This window comes from Photobacterium minamisatsumaniensis (genome assembly GCF_050336695.1).
GTDB lineage: Bacteria > Pseudomonadota > Gammaproteobacteria > Enterobacterales > Vibrionaceae > Photobacterium > Photobacterium minamisatsumaniensis.
The window spans coordinates 43,344-64,008 of sequence record NZ_JAKJSI010000032.1 but is presented as its reverse complement, the minus strand read 5'-3'; the positions used below and the strand labels follow the sequence as shown (position 1 = coordinate 64,008).

Here is a 20,665-nt window from a genome sequence, read left to right as displayed (position 1 = left end):
CTTATTGTAAAAGGACAGCCATGGCTGTCCTTTTTTGTGCCATGTATTTAACTAATGGCTACTCCAATAAGCTTTGCTTGGGCTCATTGCTGATCAGGCGGTCGAGAGAAATCATACCGGCGCCCCAGAAGACATTCACCAGTATCATCATTCCCCACAACTGGTGATCATAGAAGCCTTTTTCCCACAACAACGGGTAAGAGGCCACCGCAATAATGTTGAACACGAACAGTGCGAGTGCCATTGGCCGGGTAAACAAACCAAGGGCAAGGAATACCGGTAATATTAGCTCGGCGGCTGTACCTGAATAGGCGGCAAACTGCCAAGGAATAAGGGGGACTTGGTATTCATACTCGAATAAATAGAGGGTGCTATCCCAGCTGGAATACTTAACCATACCGGATTTGAAAAAGACCCATGCCACCCACAGGCGGGTAAAAAGTAATAGCAGTGGAATGAGAGGATCGGTGATCCGCTGGGCGATATTGTCTATTTGTTTGAAAAAATTCAGCATGCTCATTCTCCCTCGGGCAAGCCGTAGATATCGGCAAAAACGTGTTGTTGGATCAGCTCACCTAGCAGTGCCAACATAGGTGCTGTCGCATTGGCTAAGCATTGATGTTGCTGACTAAGGTGGATCAACGATATTGCATTTGTCGTGGTACTGATGACATGTACCTGCTCGGCGCGGTGCTGAATAATGGCCGACTCAGGCTGGGTTAGGTCAATTTCTTCGATGTTATTGCTGGTGATCATCTGCCAGAGACTCGCCACAGGATAGGCAGAGTTCAGGCATAGCGTTGATTTTGCGACAACCAATCTTAGGGTTGGTAGGTTTTCTTCAGTGATGCGTGCAAGCTTTTCCAGAGGAAAGCTCGGCGTTGCTGGTGGTAATTGACTGACGCTATCCACAGCCCACTCTAAACGCGCTAAATCGGCTAAGTATGGCACCGCTTGAAGTAATTCTGGCTCGCTCTCTATGGTGATGGCAAAGCCATCGCCATAATCACTTACGTCACCTTGGCCAAGCGGTACGGTGAGCACATGCTGGCGAGCCAGTTGGCTAAAACATTCTTCACCAACAACAGCCTGAACGCAGGGATAGGTAGCCTCCAACACTTCAGACAAACTGATAATGAAGTTGTTACGATAAATTTGGATCAGTTGCTCTGCTGGAAAGCGGCCATCACTCACATGTGATACAGCCTGATTTGGCTGGTAGTGCAATGCCTGTGCAAAGTCTTGCTGAAGTTGCTGTAGCGAGCTAGGAGATTGTTTGCCCATTGTGCGCCTCCTGCTCAATGATTAGCTCAGCCTTGCGGGCCTCGGCCAATAAAATGGGTAGCTCAGGTATATCGAGATCCCACTCGATAAGCGTTGGGACAGCACCATGCTGTTTAACCCAGCGGCGGTACAACTGCCACACCGGTTCACTGACCGGTTGGCTGTGTGTATCAATCCATATCTCACCACCATCCACTTGCTTGATGGTAAAGCCGGCTAAATGAATTTCTTTTACGGCATTTGGGTCGAGCGCGGCAATGTATTTGTCGCAGTCAAAACCATGATTTAAGCCGCTGACATAAATATTGTTCAAATCTAGCAGTAAACCGCAATCGGTGCGTTGCTGAACTTGGTGTAAAAACTCCCACTCCGGGATAGTGGAGTGATTGAAGCTCAGGTAGCTGGAAGGGTTTTCAATCAGCATTGGCCTGCCGAGATAGTCCTGCACTTGCATGACCTTTTGGCAAAACACATTGAGGGCTTCTTCGGTATAAGGCAAAGGAAGCAAGTCATTGAAAAACTGTCCGTCGATAGAACTCCAACTCAGATGATCAGAGATAGCGATAGGCTGTATTTCATCGATGAGCTGTTTAAGCTGCATCAGGTGTCGTGGGTCTAAGGGGTCAATTGAACCCAGCGATAAACCAATACCATGGCAACTAATTGGGTAATGATTGGCGATCTCTCTGAGCTGTTGACGGGCGGTTGAGGTTGAAGAAAAATAGTTTTCACTATGAATTTCCAACCAACCAACCTGAGGCTGCTCAACCAGCACTTGTTGGATATGGGGGGAGCGAAGCCCCACCCCAACTATCCTATCGGGCGCAAGCCTGCTCAATTATTTAGCCTCACCTGAACCACCGTTTAGGCGGTCGCATAAACCTTTAGGTACCATGATGAAGGCATCTTTCTGTCCATCAACTTTTGCAGTACCAGCACATGAACTGGTTTTGGTTGCACAGTCATTTTTCCCTGCTTTTGCTACGCCATAGCATTTCTCTTTCGCATCGGCAGCAACAGCGGTTGTTGTCGTTAAGGCAGTACCTGCCAGTGCCAGTAAACCAGAAACAGCAGTAGCAACGGCAATGTTAGACTTTTTCATAAAACTTCCTTTGTGTGGGGTATGAGCTGACTAATAGGTTAATTGGAGTGACTTAAGATGAGCTGCTTGAGCTACCGTTTAGACGATCACATAGGCCTTTGGGAACCATGATGAAAGCATCTTTTTGGCCATCAACCTTGGATGTACCAGCACATGAACTGGTTTTGGTTGCACAGTCATTTTTCCCCGCTTTTGCTACGCCATAGCATTTTTCTTTTGCGTCAGCAGCAACGGCTGTCGTTGTGGTTACTGCAGTACCTGCAAGAGCGAGTAGGCCGGTTACTGCGGTAGCAAGTGCGATATTTTTTGTCTTATTCATGATCATTCCTCTTTTAATACGCTGACTGTTGCAAATAAGGAGCAACATTTCCTTTTCGCTATCTGGCACCTTGTTGGTGCTCTCGAAACATAAGAAAGGGCGAGTAGGATTTTTATTTCACACTTTCTTAAGTTTTTTTACTTTTAATTAACAAATGCAATTTCAATGATAGAACAAATTTATTTGGCAATAGATTAAGATGGTGAAAAATTAACCGAATGAATACATGTCAGGCTATTGATAACCATGTGAATAAGCGGCGGAGCGCGACCGAGATATAGGCTTCATCTCGCATCTGACGCGAGTTTGTGGTTATAATCGATACCATTGTATAAATAACCAGTAGATAGCGATGGACGTTTCACTCCTGTTAGATGGCCTTAATGACAAGCAACGAGAGGCGGTGGCTGCGCCGTTGGGAAATCACCTAGTTCTAGCGGGAGCTGGAAGTGGCAAGACACGTGTCTTGGTGCATCGTATTGCTTGGTTGATGACGATTGAGCAGGCGTCGCCTTATTCAATTATGTCGGTGACGTTTACCAATAAAGCGGCGGCAGAAATGCGTGGTCGAATAAATGAACTGATGCACGGTTCATCCGCAGGCATGTGGAATGGTACCTTCCATGGCTTATGTCACCGTATGCTACGCGCCCATTACCTCGATGCGAAACTGCCTGAAGATTTCAATATTCTTGATTCCGATGATCAAATGCGTTTATTACGCCGCTTGATCAAAGCGCAGAACCTTGATGAAAAGCAGTGGCCTGCACGTCAAGCTGTTTGGTATATCAACGGTAAGAAAGATGAAGGTTTGCGCCCGCAGCACATAGACACCTTTAATGATCCTGTTGAGCAAACTTGGCTACGTCTTTATACCGCATATCAAGAAGCGTGTGATCGTGCTGGCTTGGTCGATTTTGCTGAATTACTCCTTCGTGCTTTCGAGTTATTAAAAAGTAGCCAGCATATTCGGGAGCACTATCAAGCGCGCTTTAAACATATCTTGGTCGACGAATTCCAAGATACCAACAACATTCAGTTTGCTTGGTTACGTATGATGGCGGGGCCAGACTGTAACGTCATGATCGTAGGCGATGATGACCAATCTATTTACGGTTGGCGTGGGGCAAAGGTTGAGAATATTCAACGTTTCCTTAATGACTTTAAAGACGCTTCATCCATTTTCCTTGAGCAGAACTATCGTTCGACTGGCAATATCCTGAAAGCAGCCAATGAACTGATCGCCAACAATAATGAACGCATGGGTAAGAACCTCTGGACTGATGGCGCAGAAGGTGAGTTGATTTCAATTTATTCAGCGTTTAATGAATTGGATGAAGCGCGTTTTGTTGTTGGTAAAATTAAAGAATGGCGAGAAAAAGGTGGGGCGTTAAGTGATGCAGCGATGCTGTATCGCAGCAATGCCCAATCACGTGTTTTGGAAGAGGCGTTAATTCAAGAGGGAATGCCATATCGTATCTACGGTGGAATGCGCTTCTTCGAACGTCAGGAAATTAGAGACTCGTTGTCTTACATGCGTTTGATTGCTAACCGTAACGATGATGCTTCGTTTGAGCGAGTGGTAAATACGCCAACACGAGGCATGGGTGATCGTACGCTAGACACCATTCGCATGGCTGCCCGTGATCGTGGTGCCACGATGTGGCAAGCCAGTATCGCTTTGTTGGAAGAGCAAGTCCTCGCTGGTCGTGCTGCGAACTCACTGCGTCGTTTCATTGAACTGATTAATGCGCTTGAGGATGACACCCGCGACTTGCCGTTATATCAGCAAACCGATGAGGTGATCCGCAACTCTGGCCTGCGCAGTATGTATGAGCAGGAAAAAGGCGAGAAAGCGCAAGCCCGAGTCGAGAACTTGGAAGAATTGGTGACTGCAACTCGCCAGTTCGAAGTGCCGGAAGAAGCGGAAGAAATGAGCCCGCTATCGGCGTTCTTGTCGCATGCGGCACTGGAAGCCGGTGAAGGTCAGGCCGATGAATTTCAGGATGCTGTGCAGCTAATGACGATGCACAGTGCCAAAGGTTTGGAATTCCCTATGGTGTTTATGGTCGGGGTTGAAGAAGGGATGTTCCCAAGCTCACGTACTACCGAAGAAGTCGGTCGTTTGGAAGAAGAGCGCCGTCTGTGTTACGTGGGGATGACCCGTGCGATGCAGAAGCTGTACATCTCTTACGCCGAGATGCGCCGTCTATACGGTAAAGATAACTTCCATAAACCATCACGCTTTATTCGTGAAATCCCAGAGCAGCATGTTGAAGAAGTGCGGATGAAGGCGAAAGTATCTCGCCCTGCCAGCAGTGGCCGTTTTAGCCAAACACAGGTGAATGACAACTTCAATCAGACCGGATTTAGCTTGGGTCAACGTGTCCAACATCCGAAATTTGGTGAGGGGACCATCATTAACTTTGAAGGCAGTGGTGCACAAAGCCGGGTACAGGTTGCGTTCAATGGTGAGGGTATTAAGTGGCTGGTGACACAATACGCCAAGCTTGATCCGATGTAACCGCGGTACAATGAACCAATGAAAAATAACAAGCCTGTGAGCAATTTTGCTCACAGGCTTGTTTTTTTATTGGTATCTTTTGCTCCTTAAGGCTTATCACGTGGTGTTAGTGGGCTATTACTTTTCCTTCCCGACGGGGATCGGCAGCACCTTTCAATGATTTTCCATCCATGCTGATCGCCTGCACTCCAGAGTTCAGCGGTTTGATCTGGGTGTTGAAGCCTAGCGCTTCCAGTTTCGGCGCCCATTCTTCGGCGGCTGTACCTTGTTCGAGCTCAAAGCTGCCAAAGCGATTATTCATATTAGGCAGGTTGATCGCTTGTTGTAAGTCCAAGTTCCAGTCAAGGTAGCCAACCAGCGTTTTGGCGACATAGCCAATGATCTGGCTGCCGCCGGGTGAGCCAATTGCTAGGTAGGGTTTATTCTCTTTCATTACGATAGTCGGTGCCATCGACGAGCGCGGGCGTTTGCCTGGTTCAATACGGTTGGCAATAGGCAGGCCGTTATTGTGGCTGCGAAAAGAGAAGTCCGTTAGTTCATTGTTGAGTAAAAAGCCACGTACCATTAAACGAGAACCAAAGCCATTTTCGATAGTGGTGGTGATTGAGATAACGTTGCGATCTCTATCAACAATCGAAAAGTGGCTGGTGGAAGGGAGCTCTATCGATTCATCCATAGCGAAGCGCATTGCATGTTGCCAAACGGGTTGGCCTGCAGAAACCTTGGTGAGTGCTTTGTCGGTATTTAACAGTGTTGCCCGTTGCTCTATATAATCGCTAGCCAGCAAGCCCTCTGTTGGCATCGGGACATAATCGCTATCTGCCATATAGTGGCCACGATCAGCAAACGCAAGGCGCGATGCATCGCCCAGTAAACGCCAGCTATCTGGGTTATTTGGTCCCATTTCAGCAAGTGGATAATGGTTGAGCATGCCCATAATTTGCCCGAGGGTGAGGGCGCCAGAGCTTGGTGGCCCCATGCCGCATACCTCATACTTCCGATAAGGCGCACATACCGCAGGCCGTTCTTTGACTTGGTAGATGGCGAGATCCATCGCACTCAATACCCCGGGGTTATCAGGTGCTTTTCTTACGGTATTAACGATGTCTTTGGCTATGTCACCAGTATAAAACGCACTGGCACCTCGCTCGGCGATCCGGCTCAGTGTATCGGCATACTCAGGGTTTTTAAGCTGTTGGCCTGCTTGAATAGGAGCGCCATCAGCATTGAAGAAGTAGCTGCGCGTTGCGCTAAAACGCTGGAGGTGCTCTTGATCCTGCTTAACTAATTCTGCTAAGCGCGGACTCACGGTGAACCCCTCCTTGGCAAGCGCGATGGCGGGTTCGAATAACTTACGCCAAGCGAGTTTGCCGTGACGTTGATGGGTATGCCACATCAATCGAACCGTACCCGGAGTGCCAACCGATCGGCCGCCAACAACGGCATCAAAAAACTGTAGCGGTTCGCCTTTTTTGTCTTGAAACAGTAAGGGAGTGACAGCAAGCGGAGCCGTTTCTCGACCATCAAATGTCGTAAGCGCCTTCTTTTTATTGTCCCAGTAAACTAAAAATGCCCCACCGCCAATGCCTGATGATTGGGGTTCGGTTAACCCGAGGACAAGCTGTACTGCCACCATGGCATCAATGGCGTTACCACCTTGGCGGAGAATTTCTGCACCAGCTTCACTGGCATAGGGGTTGGCAGATGCCACCATCCACTCTTTACCTGTGACAAGTTCCTGCTGGTTGAGTCCAGTTGCGGCCTCTGGCGCGAGTTGATCTGCCGCTTGTTGTGATTCTGACTGTGAGTCTAGTTGTGAAAGTTCGGCAATGGCAGGAAAAGCAAATAGGGAGCAGGCCAGAACGGTGTTCCGGCCAATATGATTCCATTCCATGTGTTGTCCTTGGGATACCTAATGTTGGGTGATCACTAGCCTAAGAGTGGAATGAAATTGTGTCTAATTATTGGGTGTTTTTTGTGCTCTGAGTCAACTCTCGCTTTGATAATAGTGACTTTTAGCTTTAGCCATGCAGTACAAGGTTACCCAAAATTAGGCTACCAATGGTGGCGAAGAGCAGGCCGCAGGTTGCGTCTATCGCGGGTGTCCAACGTTGCAGTTTTTGTTGCAAGCGTTCACCGGTTAACAGCCAAGCCAGAATGGCAAACCACAAGAAAGATGATAGCCAAAGTAGCCCGATAGCCGAGGCTTTTCCGCTTATCGACATGCCTGCAGGCACAAGTGTTGAGAGCAAGCTAATGAAAAAGACAAAGGCCTTAGGATTCAAAATATTGGTGGTAAACCCTTTGAGCAATGCTTGCTTGCGGCTAGCGATTACGTGCTTGGCTGGTTCACTGTCAGCTACGTGAGGCTGTTGGGGATGGCAGCGTTGTTGCCAATGTTGCCATGTACCTTTTAGGGCACCAATACCGAGCCATAACAGGTAGCAGCCACCTGCGGCTTGCAAGATAGAAAACAGTACTGGCTGCTGTTGGATCAACAGACTGGCGCCGGTCAGGCTGAGAATCGAATGCAATAAGATCCCGAGCGATAAGCCAAGGGCAATCATCATTCCTGTCTTGCGTCCATAGCGACCGGCATTTTGTACCACGAGGGCAAAATCAGGCCCTGGACTCATTAGGGCAATGACATGGACGGTCAGTAATGTCAGAAGGGGAGTGATTTCGTTCATGGTTCTACTTTTTTTACTGGGGGAATAACGGGCTAGGATGCCTGAGTTGAGGTGGGGATGCTTGTAAAAAATTAATAGTCGGCGGGTTATTTTATTTCTGACGGCACCACGCCGAATGCTTGTTGAAATGCCCGAGTAAAATGTGCCTGATCGTAAAAGCCGACATGATAGGCAACATCGGTGCCAGTACACCCTGATTTTAACAAGGCCATAGCCTGCTCAAGTCGAAGCCTTGCCAGCCAAGCATAGGGGGTCATCCCTGTTGCCTTTTTAAACTGGCGTAACAGTTGAGATGGGCTGAGATCACATAGGGCAGCTAAGTGGTCGAGATTAATTTTTTGGTCGAGGTTTGCCATAAGATAGTCGCGAAGCTGGCCGAGATCTTTATTGCCAAGAGCAACAACTTGCTGCGGGCGGATCTGGCTGTAACGGCCGATGAGTTGAGAAAAGTACTCGATCGGCATGCAGTCTTTGGCAAGTTGGGGATAGAGAGGATCGCTCAGTAATGTATGTAACTGGCTGAGCTGAGTAAACAGCGGCTTGTCAGTCACATTATGCTGAGGGAAAAAGACTTGGCTGTTTAGTGAAAGCTCTTCGGCCTGATGGTCGAGCCAAGCTGGCGTTATGCTGAAGACTTTTACGGTATAGCCCTGCCGCTCGGGCTGACCATCGTGAATTTCACCGGGAGGCATGATCACAAGCTGGCCTGCGCCCGCATGGTGGCTTGCACCATTGAAATAATATTGTTGTTGCCCTGAGGTTATTAACCCCAGATGGTAATCGAGATGGTAGTGGCGTTTGAAGTTAAAGCTTTGGTAATGGGCGTCAATTAGGTTGATGTCATCGATGCCGGATTTACGATGGCTGATTGTATTCATCCTGATCCCCGGGATAGACAGGTGCCGATGGTGCTGAGCACGGGTAAATTGAAGCGAGATGATGAGTAGAACATAACGGATAAGGAGCGACTTGTAAAAAAATGACAGGCCGCTCCAATGTTCGGAGCTAGCTTACGCGAGCTTCACGCTTATTTTTACGGTGGCCTTTGAAGCCATCAAGACTAAACAGTACCAGTGCCGCCCAAATAAATGCAAAGGTATAGCCTTTATCAGAGGTAAAGCTTTCATCATAAATGGTAACCGCAAGCAAAAACATCAGGCTTGGGCCAATGTATTGGAAGAAACCAAGAGTGGATAACCGAAGCTTGGTCGCCGCACCTGTAAAGCAAAGTAGTGGTACAGTTGTGACGATCCCTGCCGCGATTAGCAAGAGGTTAGTCGACATTGGGTTTGTCGCCCAATTGGCGGTTGGACTGTCTGCGATAAACAACACATAAATAGCGGCCACTGGCAGCAAAATACAGGTTTCCATAAAGAGACCGGTGCCAGCATCCAGATTGATCTTCTTGCGGAGTAGGCCATAAAGACCAAAACTGGAGGCTAATGCGAGTGCGATAATGGGTAACGAACCAAACTGGATTAATTGCACCGCGACACCGCAACCAGCTAATGCGACCGCAACCCACTGCAATGGACGTAACCTTTCGCCGAGAAACAGCATCCCAAGGACAACATTAAATAAAGGGTTGATGTAATAGCCTAAACTGGCATCAAGCATATAGTTATTGTTGACTGCCCAAATAAAAATCAGCCAGTTAGTACCGACTAAAAGCGAAGTGACTGTTAGCATAAGCAGCAGTTTGGGTTTGTTTAGTATTGCCCTAACATTGCCCCATTTTTTACTGACCATAATCATGATAGTCAGGAAAAAGAATGACCATATCACGCGGTTACTCAAAATTTCAAAAGCACTAACATGTTGAAGTGATTTGAAATAAATAGGGGCAATACCCCACAAAGTATATGCAGCCAACGCGAGAATCACGCCGCGTTGGGTTTGTTTGCTTTGTTCGTCCATTGGTACCTAAGCTGTTATGCAAGATGGGGGAGAATGAAGTGAAGCCGTGAACCTGCTCACTATGCAGGGGCAGTATAAATCGTGTTCGATCCCAATACTATTGTCTTTTTACTCATCATTTAGAGCCTGCAACCGCTGGCCTTCGACGACCGCAGCGTTCCCATTGGTGATCTGATTGTTATAGAATAGCCAGCCTTATGGATTCCCATGCTTTCGTCCTTTGATTGCTTAGGGGGAAATACATCTAGCCAAAGAGTTGAATTATGCCAACCAGTGATGCATGCCAGTTAGAAAGCCCAATCGCCAGCGAACAGGTATTGCAGGATGTGTTTGGTTATCAGACCTTTAGACTCGGACAGCAGTCAGTTATCGACGCCGTAGCTGAAGGGCAAGACTGCTTGGTGATAATGCCGACAGGGGGAGGCAAGTCGCTGTGCTATCAGATCCCCGCTTTGCTACGTGATGGTTTAACCCTGGTGGTCTCGCCGCTGATTTCCCTCATGAAAGATCAGGTTGATCAATTATTGGCAAATGGCGTTGCTGCTGGCTGCATTAATTCGACCATGTCACGGGATGAAGTACTCGCCACGTTTCAGGCGATGGAGCAAGGGCAGATCAAGCTCGTCTATGTGTCGCCAGAGCGTGTCATGGGGCGTGATTTTATGGATCGCCTATTATCGATGCCACTGAGTTTGCTGGCCGTCGATGAAGCTCACTGTATTTCACAGTGGGGTCATGACTTTCGGCCTGAATATGCGGCTCTAGGTTCGCTTAAGCAGCATTTCCCTAATTTACCGGTGATGGCATTAACCGCAACGGCTGATGAAACCACTCGACACGATATTATCAGCCGGTTGGCGTTGGTTGATCATTACGAGCACCTAGGCAGCTTTGATCGGCCCAATATTCGCTATACCTTGCAAGAAAAGTATAAACCGATGGCGCAGCTAAACCGCTATTTGTCAGCGATGCATGGACAGTGCGGTATCGTGTATTGCAATAGCCGTAAGCGGGTTGAGCAAATAACGGAAAGCCTTTGTAAAAGCGGGATCCGCGCTGCGGCTTACCATGCAGGCCTTGAGCATGATGAAAGAGCGCGAGTGCAAGAAGGCTTTCAGCGCGATGATATTCATATCGTGGTGGCCACGGTCGCCTTTGGAATGGGGATCAACAAACCCAATGTGCGTTTTGTTGTGCACTATGACATTCCGCGCAACATTGAATCTTACTATCAGGAAACGGGGCGAGCCGGGCGTGATGGTTTACCCGCTGAAGCCGTGATGCTTTATGACCCATCAGATCTAGCATGGCTAAGGCGTTGCCTTGATGAAAAAGAAGAGGGTGCGCAGAAGCAGATAGAAAGCCATAAGCTGAATGCGATGGGGGCCTTTGCTGAAGCACAGACGTGTCGCCGTCAGGTACTCCTGAATTATTTTGGTGAGCACCGCGATGAGCCATGCGGTAACTGTGATATCTGCCTCGATCCACCGAAGCGTTTTGAGGCATTAGAAGTGTCGCAAAAAGCGTTATCGTGTGTTTATCGAGTGAACCAAAATTTTGGTATTAACCATGTGGTTGAAGTACTACGCGGGATGCAAAATCAGCGCGTGCGTGAATATGGGCATGATCAGTTGACGACATATGGCATTGGTCGCGAACACAGCCATGAGTTTTGGGTGAGTATTTTACGCCAGCTTATTCATCGCGGCTTTTTAACGCAAAGTATCGTGCGTAGCTCTACCTTGCAGCTGACGGAAAAAGCGAGAGCGATCTTACGCGGTGAGCAACGTTTAGAGCTCGCCGTTCCTCGGTTAGATATAACCGCTCGAAGTGCTAAAAACGATAAACTGGCAAACCGCCAGTATGATAAGAAGTTGTTTGCTAAATTACGTAAGCTACGTAAAGCCATTGCTGATGAAGAAGACTTGCCACCTTACGTCGTATTTAATGATGCGAGTTTAATGGAAATGGCGGAGTCACTACCAACTTCTGCGGGAGAAATGCTGGCTATAAACGGAGTGGGTCATCGTAAGCTAGAGAAGTTCGGTGATGTCTTTATGGGGGTGATACAAGATCATCTAACGGCTGGTGATGAAGCACTGTACTAGCTGAGTAAACACGCAGTCGAAAGCTGCGGGATAAAAAAAACCGGACTATCCGAGTCCGGTATTAAAAGCGGCTTAGAGACATACTGGTATGTTCTGCTCGCTAAAAAACAGCTTGCGTATTTGGTGAGAATGTTAAATTCACCTGTTGCCTGTCTTTGCAAGAGGCTACGCCCCTAACAGACAACAGGGTCATAAAACCACGAACTGGCAGCCATGACCATAGGCTCTTTATTGCTTGATACGCATAGCAACACTTGGTTACAGGAAAGTCGCCATCCTACTTATTTGAAAAAGGAATCCCTTCATGTCTAGCCCCAATTTATTCTTCTGCCGACAACTCGATTTAGAACACCGCCTGCTTGAAATCACTGGACCTACGTTTGATTTTGATAGTTTTTCCGATATTGCCGAGCAACTGCTAAAGCAACTTGATATCACGGTGCGGGAAAAAGAGTTAAATGCCGACCTCCATGTTTGGTTGGTTGACTTTGAAGGCTGTCGAATGATGTTAAAAGGCGAGCACTATTCTGGTCAGTTATGGCTTGAAGGCTTGGACAGTGAAGCTGGAGAGACGCTCAGTTATCTTGCACAGCTGTTAGGAAAGCCTGCAGTTATACGCTAGGAAAATAGGCTGGTTTCTGTATAATCCCGCCTTCGGTTGCTGCTGCTGGCGTGAGAGCGAGTAGCAGTGTTTTGGGTTCCCTCTCCCCCAATGACAAAAAGGTCAGACAATGACGACTTCTCAATTTACTTTAGCGCAGCAGCGCAAAGCCCTATCTTTTCTTGTGGTATTCCATTTGGTGATTATTGCTTCCAGTAATTACCTGGTGCAGTTGCCGTTTACTATCTTTGGTATGCATACAACGTGGGGGGCATTTACCTTCCCGTTTATCTTTTTGGCTACAGATCTTACTGTGCGTATCTTTGGTGCGGCCATGGCACGCAAGATCATTCTGCACGTGATGGCTCCATCGCTCGCGATATCTTACATACTATCGGTACTGTTCTTCCAAGGTGAATTTCAGGGTGTATCGCAGCTAGCTGAGTTTAATGTATTTGTTGCTAGGATTGCTGCTGCGAGCTTTATGGCTTATCTATTGGGCCAAATAATGGACGTGTCGGTGTTTAATCGGTTACGCCAAAACAAACGCTGGTGGGTTGCACCAAGTTGCTCCACTTTGTTTGGTAATGCTTTAGATACACTGGCATTTTTTGCGATTGCATTCTATAACAGCCCCGATCCGTTTATGGCTGAAAACTGGGTAGAAATTGCCTTGGTCGATTATGGATTTAAGTTGCTGATCAGCCTTGGCTTATTTGTGCCAATGTACGGTGTGTTGCTGAACCATTTAACCCGTAGACTGACAGATGTACGTGAGCCTTCTGTGGGTGGCATCAAAACTGAGAATGATGGCGTGAGAACCTAATGCCAGTTGTATAATAATGAATAAACAAAGGCCGGCGATAAGTCGGCTTTTTGTATTTAAACCCGTAGAGCTTTATTGATTTATGTCGAGATTAAGAGGAAGCAAACATGAAAGTGCGTGAGGCTTCAATCGAAGAGGCTGTTGAAGTGTTAGCTAAAATTCGTGAATTTGCCTACCCTGCAGATTATGCCGCTATCGTGGCTAGAACGGCGGGTAAGTCAGCCAGTATTTTGGTGGCTGAGCAAGATGGCGAGTGTCTTGGTGTCAAAATTGGTTATCGCTTGTCTAGCACTTGCTTCTACAGTTGGCTCGGTGGCGTGGCACCGGCTGGTCGTCGTCGCGGTGTTGCGCAGGTACTGCTTGAAGCTCAGGAACGCTGGGCTGTCACTCAGGGTTATCAAGAGCTAAGGGTAAAATCACGCAATCGCTTTTCAGCCATGCTTCGTCTGCTATTACGTAATGGCTATCAGATTGAGCATATGGAAAAGAAAGACGGTATCGATGACTACCGTTTGCATTTTGTGAAGCAGCTAACGACAAATGACAACTATTCGCAATAAAGAGCTTGCATCTCAAATGAGAATGGTTATTATTAACCTGCACTCAGCGAGAAAGAGAGCCAAAGCTTTTCTCGTTTGAAGGCACGACATTGCTCACATTGCTTCCAGTGTACTTCAGCTAGGGTTCCGCTTTCGGTGTAGGGCTGAAAAGTGTAACTACTTCTGCTGAGCGGCTGCTACTTCCCACTTTAATAAGGTAAGTAGCGCCGCTTTTTCTTTATCTGCACTAAGCGATTTTCACTAATTCTTTTACCAATTTATTTATCCCGCTTGCTGCCTCCGAAATACTGCCAGCCAACATATAGGCTGGTGTGGTCAATAGACGGCGTTTTTGGTCGAGTACGAAATCATTGACCGGGCACTCAATATGCTCTCCCCCCATGTCATTGAATGCTTTTGCGGTGTCTGGATCGTTTCCTATCGTGGCTTTTGCGCCAGAGCCATAGATCTGTGGGATCAGTGTTGGTGCTATGCATAGATAGGCAGCAGGCTTATCTTCATCAGCAAATTTTTGGCAAACCCGCTTAACCTCAGGGTGTACAGCACATTTGCTGCCGGTGAAGGCAAAATCCGATAAATTTTTGGCGGCCCCAAATCCACCAGGCAAAAGCAGTGCATCGTAGTCTGCTGTGTCGAGGTTCGCGACATCATCAATATTGCCACGAGCAATACGTGCAGCTTCGATCAACACGTTACGAGACTCGTCCATTGTTTCACCTGTAAGGTGGTTAATAACGTGGTGTTGATCAATGTTAGGCGCAAAACAATGCCAGCTAGCCCCTTCTTGTTCGATGGCATGAAGGGCAAGTACCGCTTCATGGATTTCTGAGCCGTCAAATACGCCTGACCCGCTTAAAATAACCGCAATTTTCTTCATAATGGCTTCCTTTATCGTCGAAATTGTCTATTTTTACTCTCAGTTAATCTTATTTCAGATCGGTCTGTTAACTTTTTCCACAATTAATGATCATTGTAGGATCGCGGGAAGTTATTGATCTTTGTTATTATCTATTTGTTTTTAATGTATTTATTTTGTTTTTTGGTGCAAATCTCAAAAATTGATCAATGCTTTCAATTTAAGTACTAACAAACTTATCCACAGGTAAAGGGGGGTGGCAGTAAAACAGCAGTTAACAGTTGATAGCAGTCATGGCATCCTAGTGGACTAACTCTTTCATCCCTCGGATATAAGAATATCTTTATGGCAACTATCCCTGAAAATCCACTCATCTTGATTGATGGATCATCTTATCTTTATCGCGCCTATCATGCAGCGCCTAACTTCACTAATTCTGATGGTGAGCCAACAGGTGCGGTGTATGGCGTTGTAAATATGCTTCGTAGCCTGTTACGTCAGTTTTCGACGGAACATATTGCGGTGATCTTTGATGCAAAAGGTAAAACATTCCGTGATGACATGTATCCGGAATACAAAGCCAACCGCCCGCCGATGCCTGATGATCTTCGAAGCCAAATTGAACCACTACACGCGGTGATCAAAGCGATGGGGCTGCCGTTGATCTCTATTTCTGGGGTGGAAGCGGATGATGTTATTGGTACGTTAGCAACCCAAGCATCGCAAGCCGATATGCCGGTATTGATCAGTACGGGTGATAAAGACATGGCCCAGCTGGTTGATCGTAATGTCACCTTGATCAACACCATGACTGATGTTGTGATGGATCCTGCTGGTGTTGTGGATAAGTTTGGTATTGGCCCTGAGCTGATCATCGACTACCTTGCCTTGATGGGCGATAAAGTGGATAACATTCCGGGCGTGCCTGGGGTCGGAGAGAAAACAGCCAAAGCGCTATTAACCGGGATTGGTGGACTGGATGCATTGTATGACAGCCTTGATAATATTCCAGCGCTTGGCTTCCGTGGCTCAAAAACGATGCCTAAGAAGTTGCTTGATAATAAAGAATCGGCTTATCTATCGTATGAACTTGCGACTATTAAGCTAGATGTTGAATTAGATGTCACTCCTGATCAGTTAGTGAAGCAAACTCCTGATACCGATGAGCTAACCAAGCTGTTCGGTAAGTTGCAATTCCGTCGCTGGTTATCTGAGATGCTGGACGGCAGTGATGGCAAAATCGTTGCAGATGAGACATCGGCATCCGCTTCACAAGCGCCGAAAGTGGTCGCGCCGGTTATTGACCGCAGTGGTTATGAAACAGTATTGACTGAAGAAGACTTTGAAGCATGGCTGGCGACATTGCATTCGGCAGACGTTGTTGCATTTGATACTGAAACCGACGGTTTGGACTATATGACTGCTAACTTAGTGGGTGTATCGTTTGCTGTTGAAGAAGGTAAAGCGGCATATGTACCCGTTGCGCATGATTACCTTGATGCGCCTGTGCAATTGGAGCGTGATTGGGTGTTAGCGAAGTTGAAACCGCTATTGGAAGATCCAGCTCAAGATAAAGTGGGCCAAAACCTGAAGTTTGATGCCAGTATCCTAGCGCGTTACGACATTGATATGAAAGGGATCCGTTTTGACACTATGCTTGAATCTTATGTATTTAATAGTGTGGTAGGTCGTCATGACATGGATAGCTTGTCATTACGTTACCTTGAACACAAAACAATTAGCTTTGAAGAGATCGCGGGTAAAGGTAAGAAGCAACTCACCTTTAATCAAATCGACTTAGAGCAAGCTGGCCCATACGCCGCTGAAGATGCTGATATTACTTTACGCTTGCATAATGTGCTGCTTGAAAAGGTGAAGGCAGATCCTAAATTAAAATCGGTATTTGAAGAGATTGAAATGCCATTGGTACCTGCTCTCTCTCGTATCGAACGCACCGGTGTGTTGATTGATAGCATGAAACTTAGCGCGCAATCGGCTGAAATCGCAGTACGTCTCGATGAACTAGAGCATCAAGCGTTTGATATTGCGGGTCAAGAGTTCAACTTAAGCTCACCTAAACAGCTACAGGCGATTTTATTTGAAAAAATGGGACTGCCAGTACTAAAGAAAACACCGTCGGGTGCCGCGTCAACCAATGAAGAAGTCTTGCAAGAGCTTGCGTTAGATTACCCATTACCGAAACTTATTTTGGAATACCGTAGTCTAGCAAAATTAAAATCGACCTATACCGATAAGCTACCCAAGATGGTAAATCCAGCATCGGGTCGGGTACATACTTCTTACCACCAAGCGGTAACGGCCACAGGACGTTTATCATCAAGCGATCCAAACCTGCAGAATATTCCTGTGCGTAATGAAGAAGGCCGACGTATTCGCCAAGCCTTTATTGCCCCTACCGGATATAAAATTTTAGCGGTCGATTACTCTCAGGTTGAATTACGGATCATGGCGCACTTGTCTGGTGATGAAACCTTACTGAGTGCCTTCCGTGATGGCAAGGATATCCATGCTGCGACTGCTGCTGAGATCTTGGGGCTTCCGCTTGAATCGGTATCAAGTGAGCAGCGTCGTCGTGCCAAAGCCATCAACTTTGGCCTCATCTATGGTATGAGTGCCTTTGGTTTGGCAAAGCAGTTGGACATGGGGCGCAATGAAGCACAAGACTATATGAATGTGTATTTTGAGCGCTACCCAGGGGTGCTTGAGTATATGGAAAGCACACGTAGCCAAGCGAGCGAGCAAGGTTATGTTGAGACATTATTTGGCCGTCGTTTGCATTTACCTGATATCAAGTCACGTAACGGTATGCGTCGTAAGGCAGCTGAACGAGCTGCGATTAATGCCCCGATGCAAGGTACGGCCGCTGATATTATCAAGCGTGCAATGATCCTTGTGGATGAATGGGTAGAGCAGCAGCCTGAAGGTCGCGTACGTTTATTAATGCAAGTACATGACGAACTTGTATTCGAAGTACAAGAATCTGAGGTTGAATTAGTTTCTGCCGAAGTTCGACAGCTAATGGAGTCTGCTGCAGAACTTGATGTACCTCTTATTGCTGATGCTGGCATGGGTGATAACTGGGATGAAGCTCACTAACCACGAGCATTAACATTAAATAGCCGGCCAATGCTGGCTATTTTTTTATGAAAATTAAATTATAAAAGAGTTACAGCTAATAGAACTTACTTACGTAATTGTGAAAAAAAACTACAAAAACACTTTTCAAATCTGAGCAATTGATATACAGTTATCTGCGTAGGGTACAGAGGTAAGATGTTCTATCTTTCAGACCTTTTGTTTCACGTTATTGGATTTGGCTGATTTAGCCGCCCTGGTCGTTTGGCCGGGGCGTTTTTTATTGTGGCAAGAAAAAAAATAATTTTTGCGAATACCCCCTCTATTTATTCATTAAACTTCTTATTTAATGGGCTTTTCGGTCTATTCTATTTACGCATTGTTAAATTCTTATACAGCATTCGTTAAAACTGTACAGATTGTCTGCCATTCAATTAAATCTAAAATTAGAGTAATTACTTTAATTTTGAGTTGTTGAACGGTATAATAGTGACTGCTTCTTGTTCATATTTGTTTTTGATAGTGGGTTTAAGACCGGCTAGTCAACACATCCATGAAATAGCCACCCTCATATTGGGGTGGCTTTTTTTTCGCCTAAGTGTTTTTAAAACTGTAATTTTATTCCAAAAAACAAAGACCATTATCATCATTTTACTTGTTAATTCACCGCTAAAAATAACTATCTATAAAATTTATATATGCGGTGTAATATCCTGAATTCATTCTTGTAAAGTTGTTGCGTTAGGGTTTTTAACTGGGGTGGGATGAGGCAAATCGAGTATAAAAAACTTGCTTTGATTATCGAAATCATTAATCATTTTTGAACAAAAATAAAAACCTCCTATTTCTCTCCCATTGCCCCATCTTGATGATGGGGAATTTTTACCATCGAATACTGTTATTAAATTGCACATATAAAAAAGGCCCCATAAAGGAGCCTATCATTATTGCTTTATAAAGAGGGCTATTCGCCTTCGTCGGCTTGCTCATCTTGTTCAAGCAGTGCCATCTGTCGCTCAAGTTCAGGTGCAAACCATTCATCGAGTTTGCGACGAACCTGATCAACACCAATACCTTTCAATGATGAAAAGGCTTCTACCTGCACATCACCACCAAAACCCTGTGACATTTCACGAATTTGAAGTAGTTGTTTTTTGCGTGCGCCACTCTTTAGCTTATCGGCTTTGGTGAGTAGCACTAGCACAGGTAGGCGGCTTTCTACTGCCCAGCTCACCATTTGCTGATCCAGATCTTTCATTGGGTGGCGAATATCCATCAGTACCACCAACCCCTGAAGGCATTCGCGTTTTTGCAAATACTCACCCAGTGATTTCTGCCACTTGATTTTCAGTTCCAAGGGTACTTGAGCAAAACCATAACCTGGTAAATCGATAAGGTTACAACCGTTGACGACTTCAAACATGTTAATAAGTTGAGTACGTCCAGGTGTTTTCGATGTACGAGCAAGGCCTTTCTGATCTGTGATGCGATTCAGCGCACTTGACTTACCTGCATTGGAGCGGCCAGCAAATGCGATCTCAACGCCGATGTCGTTTGGCAAGTGTCGGATATCGGGTGCACTTGTGATAAATCCTGTGTTTCTATAGTTGAGAGGTTGATTCACTGTTAACTCCGTCAAGTCTTGATGTAGTCGACTGATTACTTTTATGTGAAATTGTGTAAAATGTACGAAAACATGCTTAGTTAATGGTCGCATTGTATACCATGTTTCTGAGCATTACTTGTGGTACTGGAAGCTCTATAATTATAAACGGAATGTCATGAAGAAATTAGCACTGATTTTGACTCTTCTGGCCAGTTGCTCAGCCTGGGCTCAGGGAGATGCAGAAGCCGGAAAGATGAAAGCCGCAACATGTGCCGCCTGCCATGGTGCAGATGGTAATAGCATAATGGCGCAATACCCTAAAATTGCTGGTCAGCACCCAGGGTATCTTGAGAAACAGCTTAAAGACTTTAAGCTCGCCATGAGTACTGGTGGCGCTCAAGGACGTAATGATCCAGTCATGGGCGGTATGTCGATGCCATTAACCGAGCAAGATATGGCAGACTTAGCTGCTTACTATGCGTCATTGCCGGTATCAGAAAACACCACAGCAGAATCCTCAATCGAGGTTGCCCAAACATTATACCGCTTTGGTGATGCCGAGCGTGGTGTAACTGCGTGTACAGCATGTCACGGCCCGCGCGGTAACGGTACAAGCTTGTCTGGTTTCCCGAAGATTTCTGGGCAGAATGCTGAATATATTCAATTGCAACTTGAAAAATTCCGCGACGGCCAACGTACCAACGATATGAATTCAATGATGCGTGCGGTTGCCGCAAAATTGTCTGATGATGAAATTAACGCACTGTCTCAGTATGTAGGCGGTTTGCACTGATCTTACAGTCTGACTTCCAGTCATTAGTGACAGAAAGGTAGCTTCGGCTGCCTTTTTTATTGTTGAGCATAAGGCCTCAACGATTCTATCGCCTTATCTGCGATTTTCCCTCCTTATAGCAATGTGTTCTCGCTAACCTGAAAGTAAATGACAGTTTCTACTATTGTATTCGTCAATCACTAAAGGGGCTGTGCGAGATCAGCTATAGATAATGGTCGTTGATGATGAAAGGTATTAGGGGATAGTTTTTTACTTGTTGTTAGAACAGTTACTTACCCGCAGTGAAAGGAACTTTCACTTATTTATCTGTTTTCACCTAATTGTATCAACCTAATAACCGCGTAAAGTATGCGTTGTCGACACGGAGTGCGGCACAGGAATGG

General features: G+C 46.3%; 19 protein-coding genes. 8 read left to right on the top strand and 11 right to left on the bottom strand.

The window, feature by feature from the left end; all coding sequences use genetic code 11:
* Positions 1-58: 58 nt before the first annotated feature.
* Genes L4D78_RS17625 through L4D78_RS17605 form a run of 5 tightly spaced genes read right to left on the bottom strand, consistent with a single transcriptional unit; the run spans position 59 to position 2,705 of the window.
* Positions 59-514, bottom strand: a complete 456-nt coding sequence (locus L4D78_RS17625; RefSeq protein ID WP_428468157.1) for a DoxX family protein — start codon at positions 512-514, stop codon at positions 59-61.
* Positions 515-516: 2 nt separating this feature from the next.
* Positions 517-1,284, bottom strand: a complete 768-nt coding sequence (locus L4D78_RS17620) for an HvfC/BufC family peptide modification chaperone (RefSeq protein ID WP_428468156.1) — start codon at positions 1,282-1,284, stop codon at positions 517-519.
* On the bottom strand, positions 1,265-2,122 hold the full coding sequence (gene bufB, locus L4D78_RS17615) for an MNIO family bufferin maturase (RefSeq protein ID WP_428468155.1): 858 nt from the start codon (positions 2,120-2,122) through the stop codon (positions 1,265-1,267). Before bufB ends, L4D78_RS17620 begins: the two co-directional genes overlap by 20 nt.
* Positions 2,123-2,386 (bottom strand): BufA1 family periplasmic bufferin-type metallophore, encoded by a 264-nt coding sequence (locus L4D78_RS17610; protein WP_428468154.1) that lies wholly within the window; start codon positions 2,384-2,386, stop codon positions 2,123-2,125.
* Positions 2,387-2,438: 52 nt separating this feature from the next.
* The gene (locus L4D78_RS17605) at positions 2,439-2,705 is read right to left on the bottom strand and encodes a BufA1 family periplasmic bufferin-type metallophore (RefSeq protein WP_428457771.1); all 267 of its coding nucleotides are present in this window, start codon (positions 2,703-2,705) and stop codon (positions 2,439-2,441) included.
* A 352-nt stretch (positions 2,706-3,057) separates the two neighbouring features.
* On the opposite strand from L4D78_RS17605, the gene uvrD reads away from it, so the two are divergent.
* Complete coding sequence (uvrD, locus tag L4D78_RS17600; protein WP_428468153.1) at positions 3,058-5,229, top strand: DNA helicase II; 2,172 nt, start codon at positions 3,058-3,060, stop codon at positions 5,227-5,229.
* Between the two features lie 106 nt (positions 5,230-5,335).
* Here uvrD and ggt read toward each other — a convergent pair whose 3' ends face one another.
* The 4 genes from ggt to rarD form a co-directional block, all read right to left on the bottom strand.
* On the bottom strand, positions 5,336-7,123 hold the full coding sequence (gene ggt, locus L4D78_RS17595) for a gamma-glutamyltransferase (RefSeq protein ID WP_428468152.1): 1,788 nt from the start codon (positions 7,121-7,123) through the stop codon (positions 5,336-5,338).
* 127 nt (positions 7,124-7,250) lie between these two features.
* Complete coding sequence (locus L4D78_RS17590; protein WP_428468151.1) at positions 7,251-7,919, bottom strand: LysE family translocator; 669 nt, start codon at positions 7,917-7,919, stop codon at positions 7,251-7,253.
* 86 nt (positions 7,920-8,005) lie between these two features.
* The gene (locus tag L4D78_RS17585) at positions 8,006-8,797 is read right to left on the bottom strand and encodes a helix-turn-helix domain-containing protein (protein ID WP_428468150.1); all 792 of its coding nucleotides are present in this window, start codon (positions 8,795-8,797) and stop codon (positions 8,006-8,008) included.
* Between the two features lie 127 nt (positions 8,798-8,924).
* Positions 8,925-9,836, bottom strand: a complete 912-nt coding sequence (gene rarD, locus L4D78_RS17580) for an EamA family transporter RarD (protein WP_428468149.1) — start codon at positions 9,834-9,836, stop codon at positions 8,925-8,927.
* A 263-nt stretch (positions 9,837-10,099) separates the two neighbouring features.
* Here rarD and recQ point away from each other — a divergent pair, with 263 nt between their 5' ends.
* From recQ to L4D78_RS17560, 4 genes are all read left to right on the top strand, one after another.
* The gene (recQ, locus tag L4D78_RS17575; protein ID WP_428468148.1) at positions 10,100-11,944 is read left to right on the top strand and encodes an ATP-dependent DNA helicase RecQ; all 1,845 of its coding nucleotides are present in this window, start codon (positions 10,100-10,102) and stop codon (positions 11,942-11,944) included.
* Positions 11,945-12,248: 304 nt separating this feature from the next.
* The gene (locus tag L4D78_RS17570; RefSeq protein WP_428468147.1) at positions 12,249-12,566 is read left to right on the top strand and encodes a DUF3630 family protein; all 318 of its coding nucleotides are present in this window, start codon (positions 12,249-12,251) and stop codon (positions 12,564-12,566) included.
* A gap of 109 nt (positions 12,567-12,675) precedes the next feature.
* Positions 12,676-13,371, top strand: a complete 696-nt coding sequence (locus tag L4D78_RS17565; protein ID WP_428468146.1) for a 7-cyano-7-deazaguanine/7-aminomethyl-7-deazaguanine transporter — start codon at positions 12,676-12,678, stop codon at positions 13,369-13,371.
* Positions 13,372-13,478: 107 nt separating this feature from the next.
* Positions 13,479-13,931 (top strand): GNAT family N-acetyltransferase, encoded by a 453-nt coding sequence (locus tag L4D78_RS17560; RefSeq protein WP_428468145.1) that lies wholly within the window; start codon positions 13,479-13,481, stop codon positions 13,929-13,931.
* Between the two features lie 226 nt (positions 13,932-14,157).
* Here L4D78_RS17560 and elbB read toward each other — a convergent pair whose 3' ends face one another.
* On the bottom strand, positions 14,158-14,808 hold the full coding sequence (gene elbB / locus L4D78_RS17555) for an isoprenoid biosynthesis glyoxalase ElbB (RefSeq protein WP_428468144.1): 651 nt from the start codon (positions 14,806-14,808) through the stop codon (positions 14,158-14,160).
* A 324-nt stretch (positions 14,809-15,132) separates the two neighbouring features.
* Between elbB and polA the strand changes: the two genes are divergently transcribed.
* Positions 15,133-17,904, top strand: a complete 2,772-nt coding sequence (polA, locus tag L4D78_RS17550) for a DNA polymerase I (protein ID WP_428468143.1) — start codon at positions 15,133-15,135, stop codon at positions 17,902-17,904.
* Positions 17,905-18,081: 177 nt separating this feature from the next.
* Positions 18,082-18,129: a small protein SpfP gene (gene spfP / locus L4D78_RS28345; RefSeq protein ID WP_438616993.1), complete on the top strand. Its 48-nt coding sequence runs from the start codon at positions 18,082-18,084 to the stop codon at positions 18,127-18,129.
* Positions 18,130-18,847: 718 nt separating this feature from the next.
* Here the strand turns inward: spfP and yihA are convergent.
* Complete coding sequence (gene yihA, locus L4D78_RS17545) at positions 18,848-19,507, bottom strand: ribosome biogenesis GTP-binding protein YihA/YsxC (protein ID WP_428468142.1); 660 nt, start codon at positions 19,505-19,507, stop codon at positions 18,848-18,850.
* A gap of 157 nt (positions 19,508-19,664) precedes the next feature.
* Between yihA and L4D78_RS17540 the strand changes: the two genes are divergently transcribed.
* A complete protein-coding gene (locus tag L4D78_RS17540) occupies positions 19,665-20,282 on the top strand; it encodes a c-type cytochrome (protein ID WP_428468141.1) in 618 nt (205 codons plus the stop codon).
* The last annotated feature ends 383 nt before the right edge of the window (positions 20,283-20,665 follow it).

What these genes read in the sequence shown, in the direction of transcription:
- L4D78_RS17605 (WP_428457771.1), bottom strand. Translation starts at nt 2,705, where the DNA reads ATGAATAAGACAAAAAATATCGCACTTGCTACCGCAGTAACCGGCCTA.
- polA (WP_428468143.1), top strand. Translation starts at nt 15,133, where the DNA reads ATGGCAACTATCCCTGAAAATCCACTCATCTTGATTGATGGATCATCT.
- uvrD (WP_428468153.1), top strand. Translation starts at nt 3,058, where the DNA reads ATGGACGTTTCACTCCTGTTAGATGGCCTTAATGACAAGCAACGAGAG.
- L4D78_RS17610 (WP_428468154.1), bottom strand. Translation starts at nt 2,386, where the DNA reads ATGAAAAAGTCTAACATTGCCGTTGCTACTGCTGTTTCTGGTTTACTG.
- L4D78_RS17620 (WP_428468156.1), bottom strand. Translation starts at nt 1,284, where the DNA reads ATGGGCAAACAATCTCCTAGCTCGCTACAGCAACTTCAGCAAGACTTT.
- recQ (WP_428468148.1), top strand. Translation starts at nt 10,100, where the DNA reads ATGCCAACCAGTGATGCATGCCAGTTAGAAAGCCCAATCGCCAGCGAA.
- L4D78_RS17585 (WP_428468150.1), bottom strand. Translation starts at nt 8,797, where the DNA reads ATGAATACAATCAGCCATCGTAAATCCGGCATCGATGACATCAACCTA.
- L4D78_RS17565 (WP_428468146.1), top strand. Translation starts at nt 12,676, where the DNA reads ATGACGACTTCTCAATTTACTTTAGCGCAGCAGCGCAAAGCCCTATCT.
- L4D78_RS17560 (WP_428468145.1), top strand. Translation starts at nt 13,479, where the DNA reads ATGAAAGTGCGTGAGGCTTCAATCGAAGAGGCTGTTGAAGTGTTAGCT.
- rarD (WP_428468149.1), bottom strand. Translation starts at nt 9,836, where the DNA reads ATGGACGAACAAAGCAAACAAACCCAACGCGGCGTGATTCTCGCGTTG.
- L4D78_RS17540 (WP_428468141.1), top strand. Translation starts at nt 19,665, where the DNA reads ATGAAGAAATTAGCACTGATTTTGACTCTTCTGGCCAGTTGCTCAGCC.
- L4D78_RS17570 (WP_428468147.1), top strand. Translation starts at nt 12,249, where the DNA reads ATGTCTAGCCCCAATTTATTCTTCTGCCGACAACTCGATTTAGAACAC.
- elbB (WP_428468144.1), bottom strand. Translation starts at nt 14,808, where the DNA reads ATGAAGAAAATTGCGGTTATTTTAAGCGGGTCAGGCGTATTTGACGGC.
- ggt (WP_428468152.1), bottom strand. Translation starts at nt 7,123, where the DNA reads ATGGAATGGAATCATATTGGCCGGAACACCGTTCTGGCCTGCTCCCTA.
- L4D78_RS17625 (WP_428468157.1), bottom strand. Translation starts at nt 514, where the DNA reads ATGCTGAATTTTTTCAAACAAATAGACAATATCGCCCAGCGGATCACC.
- L4D78_RS17590 (WP_428468151.1), bottom strand. Translation starts at nt 7,919, where the DNA reads ATGAACGAAATCACTCCCCTTCTGACATTACTGACCGTCCATGTCATT.